Annotated in this window: 7 protein-coding genes; all 7 read right to left on the bottom strand. The window is 41.2% G+C overall.

Going from position 1 to position 8,849, the window contains the following annotated elements; genetic code table 11:
• Nucleotides 1-679: tRNA threonylcarbamoyladenosine dehydratase (locus QZ055_RS06365; RefSeq protein WP_295825377.1), on the bottom strand; the 679-nt coding region annotated here is incomplete at its 3' end.
• The gene (locus QZ055_RS06360) at nucleotides 679-1,053 is read right to left on the bottom strand and encodes a VOC family protein (protein WP_004695332.1); all 375 of its coding nucleotides are present in this window, start codon (nucleotides 1,051-1,053) and stop codon (nucleotides 679-681) included. The genes QZ055_RS06360 and QZ055_RS06365, both read right to left, overlap by 1 nt.
• Before the next feature lie 79 nt (nucleotides 1,054-1,132).
• Nucleotides 1,133-4,216 carry an SMC family ATPase gene (locus QZ055_RS06355; protein WP_295825375.1) on the bottom strand — a complete coding sequence of 1,028 codons (3,084 nt, stop codon included), beginning with the start codon at nucleotides 4,214-4,216 and terminating at the stop codon, nucleotides 1,133-1,135.
• Nucleotides 4,217-5,587 carry an exonuclease SbcCD subunit D gene (locus QZ055_RS06350; RefSeq protein ID WP_295825373.1) on the bottom strand — a complete coding sequence of 457 codons (1,371 nt, stop codon included), beginning with the start codon at nucleotides 5,585-5,587 and terminating at the stop codon, nucleotides 4,217-4,219.
• Between the two features lie 86 nt (nucleotides 5,588-5,673).
• A complete protein-coding gene (locus tag QZ055_RS06345) occupies nucleotides 5,674-6,510 on the bottom strand; it encodes a deoxyribonuclease IV (protein WP_295825371.1) in 837 nt (278 codons plus the stop codon).
• Nucleotides 6,511-6,671: 161 nt separating this feature from the next.
• Entirely contained in the window at nucleotides 6,672-7,091 is a 420-nt protein-coding gene (locus QZ055_RS06340; RefSeq protein WP_005385669.1) for a Fur family transcriptional regulator, read from the bottom strand.
• Between the two features lie 176 nt (nucleotides 7,092-7,267).
• Nucleotides 7,268-8,839 carry a DEAD/DEAH box helicase gene (locus QZ055_RS06335; RefSeq protein ID WP_295825369.1) on the bottom strand — a complete coding sequence of 524 codons (1,572 nt, stop codon included), beginning with the start codon at nucleotides 8,837-8,839 and terminating at the stop codon, nucleotides 7,268-7,270.
• Nucleotides 8,840-8,849: the final 10 nt, after the last annotated feature.

Raw genomic sequence — 8,849 nt, 5'->3', positions numbered from 1 at the left:
GCAACACATGTGCTGCTAATATAAAACCTGCCACTGGTGGCACAAAACTACATGTACCAGGGCTTGTTGCTTCGCCTCGGAATTGTGGTTTTGTCGGTTTTTCTGTAGAAAATAAAACTAATTGCTTTTTTATGCCCCGTTTTTTGAGCTCCCGACGCATAACGCGCGCCAAAGGACATGTATGAGACTTATTGATATCAGCAATCATAAGTTTTTCAGGGTAAAAGCGATTGCCGCCGCCCATACAAGAAATAACAGGGATGCTTTCCCGTTGACACACCTCAATAATATTAAGTTTTGCCGTTACCATATCGATGGCATCGATTACATAATCAACGTTCAAGCTTTGAATAAATCCAGGGTAATTTTCCTCAGTATACATAATATCATGAGTTTCTATCACTACATCTGGATTAATAGAAAGTGCTCGTGCCTTTGCTACCTCTACCTTACGCTCTCCAATTGTGTCATGAGTCGTAATCATTTGGCGATTTAAGTTACTTGGTGCAATAGAGTCGCCATCGATAAGAACGATGCGTCCCACACCAGCTCGAACTAATACCTCAAGGGCACCGCCACCAACGCCGCCAACACCAAAGAGAGCCACAGACGTATCTTTTAAGGTTTTGATTTTATCAGGACCAACTAGCCACTCTAAACGAGTTAACATATATTCCATTAGTATTTACCTGCTGGAATAATTTCTGTCCAATACCCGTCTGGATCGGCAATAAAGTAAATGCCCATGTCAGCATTTTCATAAGCTACAACGCCCATCTCTTTATGCTTTTTAAGAGCTGCTTCGTAGTCATCTACATAAAACGCTAAATGGAATTCATTGTCCCCTAAATTATAAGGGCGATCCCAGTCGCGCAACCATGTAAGTTCTAGTTCATGCGCTGTGTATGGACTTTTTAAATATACAAGAGTGAAAGCACCACTTGGATCTTCCAAACGGCGAGATTCCTCAAGTAACAAGGCCTCTTTATAGAATGCTAAACTCTTATCAAGATCCTTAACATTTATATTATTATGAGCAAATGAAAACTTCATAGGACCTCCTTAATTAATTCCAGTATGTTTTTGTAGGAATTCTCCTCTTTTAATAGTATCACATTTGACAATTCTATAGCTAGTTAATAACAAATTTTGCCGTACTACCATCGTCACCACGTGTGACCTCTAAGTGGGCCGGTATACGAGTCTTTAATTCAGGTACATGGGAAATCATGCCGATAAGACGACCTGATGATTGTAATTTCACCAGTGTTTCCATGGCGAGTTCCAATGTATCAGGATCAAGTGTACCAAAGCCTTCGTCGATAAACATCGTATCCATATGAATACCACCTGCATAACTTTGGATAACATCCGCAAGACCTAAGGCAAGTGCCATAGAGGCCAAGAATGTTTCACCACCAGACAAGGTATTCGCAGGTCTTGATTGACCGGTGAAAGCATCCATAACTGCCAGATCGAGGCCTTGTTTGCCCCGTCCACCACCAGTATAGTCAGAACGTTCCAAGGAATAGCGATTACGACTCATCGTTTGAAGTCGTAAATTAGCTGCATATACGACTTCATCTAAAATAGCTCCCAATACATAGCGCTCAAAGGTTACATTTTTGAACCCTTGTTCACCGCCATTTGCCAAGTCATTTAGGCGACTTAAGAAAGTCACTTCCTCACGGGCTTCTCCCATAGCTTGTTCAAGTGTTTCTAGAGAAACTAGTGTCGTTTCAATATGTTTCGTTTCTCTATCCCAAGCCGCAAGAGAACCCACTAAATCATCACGCTGTTCTACTGCTGCATCATATACTTCATTGGAAACGGTATCACTTGGCTTCACTACAGATTGAGCATGCTTCAATGCCGCATCATATACAGCTTGAGCTTTATTGAAAGCCTCGTCCAATGCATGTAGTTCAGTTCTAAACGTATCTAAAGCCTTATAATCATCCAACGCATCTATAAAGTCATCTTCAGATAAAGAAATCGATTGCAATGATTCTACATAGTCTTTATTGAGTACATCAAGATTTTTTTTGTCTTCCTGCACTTGGGCAAATAAGGTTTCTAGACGTCCCCGTTTAGCATTGAGCACTTCTCTAGCAGAATCTAGATTTGCTTTACAAACTTTCACCTGTTCATCGTAGTCTGCAAGCTCAGATACCAATGATTCTATCTCTTTATGCCATGCAGCTACATCCGTAGTTGGCAAACTTTCAGAAAGAGCATCAATTTTAGCCTGTACCGTACTAATCTGAACCTCTAAATTGTGCAAGTTATCAAGTAATTCCTTATGAGCCGTCTCCAGTTTCGCTAGTGTATCTTTAGCCGCACTAAGGTCCCCCTCAGTATTAGCTATAGTGTTGCTCAGTTGTTCAGTGTCGCTACGCAAGGTTGTAAGCTGTTCCATTTTGGATAACAAGTCATGTTGAATAGAAGCAAAAGCCTCTTCTGAAAAACTCTCAATAGATGACTTCAACTGAGAAACTTGGTCTTTAATTTGCTGATCTAACTCATGTAGACGAAGAGCTAACGTTTCTTTCTGACCAATTTCACTAGCTTGCTTTTGTAACTCAAGATCACGCACGGCACGAGCCTCTTTTATCTCCTCTTTCGTGGGATATAAGTCAGGCTTAGCTGCCAACTGTGGATGCTCTGTAGAGCCGCATACTGGACAAGGTTCGTTATCTTTCACTAAATGAACAAGTTCAAAGGCATGCCCTTCTGCCATCAAATGTTCTAACCGTTCAAGCTGTACCTTTGAATTCTTTACGGATTCATCAAGCGTAGCTAATGCCTTATCTTTAGCATCAATATCATTTTGAACCTTCTGTTTCTCAGCAACCAATTCAGAATATCGTTGCAAATGACTTAACTGTTCTTGGATACGAGAAATAGAGTCTAACGCTTTGCTATTACCTTGTAACTGCTGCCTGTCCGCAACTAACTTAGCCTCTAAATCAGCTACTGTCTTATGCTGTGCCTGTAACGCAGCTTCGCTTTTCTCACGGTTCTGTGTTACTGATTTACTCTTTAATGTACTCAGTTCCTTATTTAGCATTGCTAACTCATTAAACTTTTCTGATTGCTGTTCCATTTGGGCAAGCGTAGTTCGCTTAGCTTGCATAGTTTCAGCTTGAGCTTCTAATACTGCATGCGCCTCTATACATTTAGACTCATATTGAGTTGCACTGTCCACATTTTTTTCAGCCTCTGAAAGTGACATTTCCAAGGTTTTTAACACCGACTGTTTATCACTAACCTGTTTATATAGCTCAAAACTTGGCGTTAAAGAGGTAAGGAACTGTACCTTTTCACGTAAGCTAGCACGCTCCGCTTCTCTTGCTTTCACGAGGTCTAATTTAGAGGTGGCCTCTGCAAGAGATTGTTGTGCTTGGTTATATAAGGCCCACTCATTTCGCAACGTATTGAACTGCTCCACTACAATTACAGCTTTATCACGCTCAATAACAAGAGCATCTCGGTGTGGCTCTCTATGTTTCAAAAGATCTCGTACATGTTCAATGGTTAGTACTGGTGTATCTTCGTCATGTAGAATGGATTGCAGCAATGCATTCTGTTTTGTTAGATTTTCTTCAATGCCTGCTTTTGCGTCATCATAAGCAGCTTTTAGAGCATCTTGTAATCTTCGGTATAACTCAGTTCTAAAGAGTGTATGTAATAACTCCTCCCGTTCACTAGTAGATGCTACTAATAATTTTCTGAACTCCCCTTGCGGTAAAAGAACCACCTGTAAGAATTGATCCTTCCGAAAGCCTATGATTCGTTGAACTGTATCGCGAATAGCCGCTGCAGAGGTAGCGATAACTTTCCACTCCCCATCGTTCATTTCGTAAACAGTAGCACTAGCATTCTGCTCACGCATACCTGTACCACGTTTCTTTGCAACCATTTGCTTTGGCAATCGTTCAACACGATACTGAGCATCACCGATAGCAAAAGAAAAATCTACCCGCGTCATACGATCAGGTTCTGCAAAGTCACTGCGAATGGCATCTGTTTTACGCACCTCTCCACTAGGCTCACCATATAAGGCATACACCATGGCATCTAGTATAGATGTTTTACCTGCCCCCGTAGGACCAGAGATGAGGAACATAGAATGGTCTTGAAGCTCATTAAAGTCCAAGGTAACCGAATCGCGGTACGGACCAAAGGCTTCTATAGTTAAAGATATAGGCTTCATTTAGTCCTCCTTTAAAATTCGGTCCCATACAGAGTTGATGTATTGTTGTTCTCGCTCTGTTAATGGTTCTTTCCATACAGTTTCGGCAAATTGGTTAAACAATTCACGCTCGTTTAACTCTTTAAAGACTGCATCCCCCATGTCAGCCACAGGCGCTGCCACACGACCTGCTAGATCAATGGTCATACAGCGATGATAGACTTGGCGCAACTTAGCCATCCCATCCATAATAGGCATCGTATCTAGCAAACGGGCTTGCACATAATCATCTTTATGCTTAGCCTGTAATTTCTTATTGTTTAGCAGGTCTTCAAAATAGCCTTCCAATATCACAACATCGCGCTTCGCCTCTACAGGAATGGTACTAATATCAACCTTTCCCTTTGCATCCATGTCAATAATGGTGAAAGACTTCTTCTGCGTATGCTCATCAAAGGAATACTTTAAAGGTGATCCGCTATAGCGGATATAATCTGCCCCCATCCGTTGCGGGCCGTGCAAATGGCCAAGAGCTGTATAGTGAAAGTCCTTAAAAACTTGTGGGCTTACTTGTTCACTACCACCAATAGATAAGGTACGCTCAGATTCACATATTTCTCCGCCCATTACAAAGGCATGGCTAATGGCAATACTACGCATTCCCTTTGGCACTTGAGTTCGTAAATGGTTACTCCAAGCTTGATACATTTGGTCGTAATTATGTAGATTTAGAGTAGTCTCATTATTTCGGTCCAAATCTTGTGTTACTACGTCATTTGTTTCTACATCAGCTAAATTTGTATCTGCCATATCAACACTAGCAAACAAAGAATCCTCAATAATATCTACGGATGCTTTTTTAGATTTAGAACGCTTAGATTTTGCTTTAGTCTTAGTGTCTGCATCTATGGCATTCTCTAAACTTTGAATAGTTTGTAAAGAATTATTAGCAGAGCCTAGTCCTAATGCATCACCTATGCGACGAGTCTCGCTGAAAGGCATAGGGCAAATAGCCACCTTACCATCAGCGCCTTCAAACTCAAATGGTTGTAATGCGTGATGAGGGGAGCCCCAAATATGGATACCAGAACAACTTAACATAGAACGCCCCACCTCAAGACGTTCTGCGCCATCGTGATTACCGCTAACTACAAAGAGTGGTACCTTGTAGTCCATAGCAAGACGAGTAATAATTGAATCCCATAATTCAATGGCTTCAATGGGTGGCACTGCTCGATCAAAAATATCCCCTGCTAGCAATATGCCATCAATTTTTTCATCCTTCAAAATAGAAAAGAACTGATTCTCCAACACATGAGCTTGGTCTTCGGTTAAGTACTGACCATAAAAAATACGTCCTAAATGCCAATCGGCAGTATGTAAAAAACGCATTTTATCCCCCTTTCCAGCTCTCCCTATATCTTATGGAAATGTAGCTATATAAATTATTATATAACTAAAACTACGATTCAGCTTAATTATTGATTCTCTACAATAGAGCGCAACATAGCAATCTCTTTCGCATAGCCATCTAATTCATTTGGTGTTTCCAAATAGAACGGCAAATTCGTCAATTTAGGATGTGTCACAATGCGAGCTATAGCATCGATACCGATATGACCTTCCCCAATTTTTTCGTGCCGATCTTTATGAGCGCCCATCGGATTTTTAGAGTCGTTCAAATGAATCGCTTTCAAACGGTCTAATCCTACAATACGATCAAACTCGTCAATAACACCATCTAGATTATTGACAATATCGTAACCACCTTCGTGGATATGGCACGTATCTACACATACGCCCATGTACTCTTTTAATTTAACGCCGTCGATAATGCGTGCAATCTCTTCAAAGCGAGAACCAATTTCTGTGCCCTTCCCAGCCATGACTTCCAATAGAACGGTCGTTTTCATGCCAGGGAACAAAATTTCGTTCAAACATTCTACGATATATTCGATACCTTGATCTACACCTTGTTTTACATGGCTGCCAGGATGAAAGTTATACATTTGACCTGGTAAATATTCCATGCGCTCTAAATCTTCCATCATGGATTGTTTTGCAAAGGCGCGCAAGTCTTCCTTTGCAGCACATGGATTATACGTATATGGCGCATGAGCTAACAAGGTACCAAAGTTATGCTCTTTCATATATGCACCAAGACTATTCATATCCTCTATATCGAGAGCTCGCATACCACCACCGCGAGGATTACGGGTAAAGTATTGGAAGGTATTGCCACCAATTTTAGTAGCTTCCTTCCCCATATTTAAATAACCTTTGCTAATTGATAAATGACTGCCTATGACAAACATACTACTCCTTTATATTTATATAATTCTATAATTCTAACATACTTAATTCTGATAACTATTCTATTATGCTTACATCTATTCCAAAAGCCTAATGAATATAAGACATATATAACTAATATAACCCCTACCGTGAAGGAGCCCTTCGCGACAGGGGTTATGTATTAATGGCTTTCTTTTTTAGCACACTCAGGGCATACACCTTCAAAGGTAATATGTTGACCTGTGATTTGATACTCGCTACCTTGATCAGCAATGGTTTTGATAGCTTGTAAATCAATGCCCATCATATCCTCTACCTTGTTGCAACGAATGCAACGGATATGGGAATGAGCTTGTGTGTCCCAATCGTAATGAGCGCGCTCATCACCTACTTCTAAAATTTTTACAAGACCGATTTTTTCAAAAATCTCCATTGTCTTGTACACGGTTGCCAAGCTCATGCTTGGATGTTCAGGGCGCAACGTATGATACAACATCTCTGCTGTTGGATGATCATGATGACCACGCAAGGCATCATAAATCGCAATACGTTGTGGGGTTACTTTGAACCCTTGGCTACGCAGAATTTGTGCGATATCCATAATACTCTACTCTACCTTTCTCCACTTGGAAATCTATAAGGCATCGACCATTATCGGCCATTCACAAGAAATAATTATTATCTATTATAGCAGAATTCTCAACACTTATCAAGATAGATAGTATTAACTATTAAGTAATAAAAAATGTGGATTGCTCGAAAGCAATCCACATTCTATTAGTCTTTAAAGTAAGGTTTGAAACCTTCACCTTGATGACGAGGTTTTCTGTCACCACGTGGACGATCAGATCTACGATCATCTCTGCGGCGGTCATCACGACGTTCACCTCTGCGGTCATCGCGGCTGCGACGAGGGCGGTCATCGCGACGACGATCTCCGTCACGGCGGCGATCACCATCTCTACGACGGTCACCATCACGACGGCGGCGGTCACTACGGCCACCTTCGCGGCGACGGCGTACGCGTAATGGTTTTTCTTCTGTAATATTTACAGGAGTTGTATCTGGTTCTTTTGTTAACAATTTAAGAGCTGCTGCCAAAAGTGTTACGGAATCTGTATCATTCAACAATTCCTCTGCACTAGATTTGAATGGTGCTAATGCTTCTAAATTATCTGTCATTTCAACGAGACTTTCAATTGCCAAACGTTGTTGACCTTCAAGAACTTCACCTAAGGAAGGTGCACGACGGCGTGCGATTTTACGTTTTGTTAAACGCTCAATAGCATGTAAATGCTCCATTTCACGAGGGATAACGAACGTGAAAGCTTGACCAGCTTTACCGGCACGGCCTGTACGACCTACGCGGTGCGTGTAGCTTTCAGGATCTTGAGGCATATCGTAGTTATATACGTGAGATACGCCAGAAATATCAAGACCACGAGCTGCCACATCAGTAGCCACGAGAATATCGATGGTACCTTCGCGGAATTGACGAATTACGCTGTCCCGTTTTTGTTGAGACAAATCGCCATGAATACCTTCCGCCATGTAACCACGTTTCTTAAGACCTTCTGTTACTTCATCAACACGACGTTTTGTACGTGTGAAGATAATCGCAAGTTCAGGTGTTTGGATATCGAACAAGCGGCAAAGAACATCGAATTTTTGACGGTCTTGCACTTCGATATAATATTGTTCAATTAAGTCCATCGTAACTTGAGTCGGTTTCATACGAATCAATGTTGGCTCTGTCAAATATGTTTCAGCTAATTGTTGGATAGCTTTAGGCATAGTTGCAGAGAACAACAATGTTTGATGGTCTTCTGGGATAGCACCCAAGATTTTATTGATATCATCAACAAAGCCCATGTTTAACATTTCATCGGCTTCGTCCAATACCACAACTTTTACATGGTCAAAGTGGATAGAACCACGATCCATATGGTCCATCAATCGGCCTGGAGTGGCAACGATGATTTGTGGATTTTTTTTCAAGGCACGGAACTGACGATTAATATCTTGACCACCATAGATAGGTAGTGCTGTGATATTCGTGTATTGAGCCATTTTGTTAAGCTCTTCAGCTACTTGGATAGCTAATTCTCGTGTAGGGGATAAAATAACTACTTGAACGTGACGCTCATTCCCGTCTACGCGTTCCAATACAGGCAAGCCAAATGCTGCTGTCTTACCAGTACCTGTTTGAGCTTGACCGATCATGTCTTTACCGCTCATGGCTACTGGAATAGCTTCCTGTTGAATTGGCGTAGGCTCTTCAAAGCCCATATCGTTTAACGCTCTTAGAACAGGTTCGCTAATCATTAATTGTTCAAATTTTTCTAACATCTAAATGTGT

It is taken from the genome of uncultured Veillonella sp. (genome assembly GCF_905209685.1).
Classification (GTDB): Bacteria; Bacillota; Negativicutes; order Veillonellales; family Veillonellaceae; genus Veillonella.
Note: the sequence above shows the minus strand (reverse complement) of the source record. Positions and strands in the feature narration are given on the sequence as shown.

What these genes read in the sequence shown, in the direction of transcription:
- QZ055_RS06335 (WP_295825369.1), bottom strand. Translation starts at nt 8,839, where the DNA reads ATGTTAGAAAAATTTGAACAATTAATGATTAGCGAACCTGTTCTAAGA.
- QZ055_RS06355 (WP_295825375.1), bottom strand. Translation starts at nt 4,216, where the DNA reads ATGAAGCCTATATCTTTAACTATAGAAGCCTTTGGTCCGTACCGCGAT.
- QZ055_RS06345 (WP_295825371.1), bottom strand. Translation starts at nt 6,510, where the DNA reads ATGTTTGTCATAGGCAGTCATTTATCAATTAGCAAAGGTTATTTAAAT.
- QZ055_RS06350 (WP_295825373.1), bottom strand. Translation starts at nt 5,587, where the DNA reads ATGCGTTTTTTACATACTGCCGATTGGCATTTAGGACGTATTTTTTAT.
- QZ055_RS06340 (WP_005385669.1), bottom strand. Translation starts at nt 7,091, where the DNA reads ATGGATATCGCACAAATTCTGCGTAGCCAAGGGTTCAAAGTAACCCCA.
- QZ055_RS06360 (WP_004695332.1), bottom strand. Translation starts at nt 1,053, where the DNA reads ATGAAGTTTTCATTTGCTCATAATAATATAAATGTTAAGGATCTTGAT.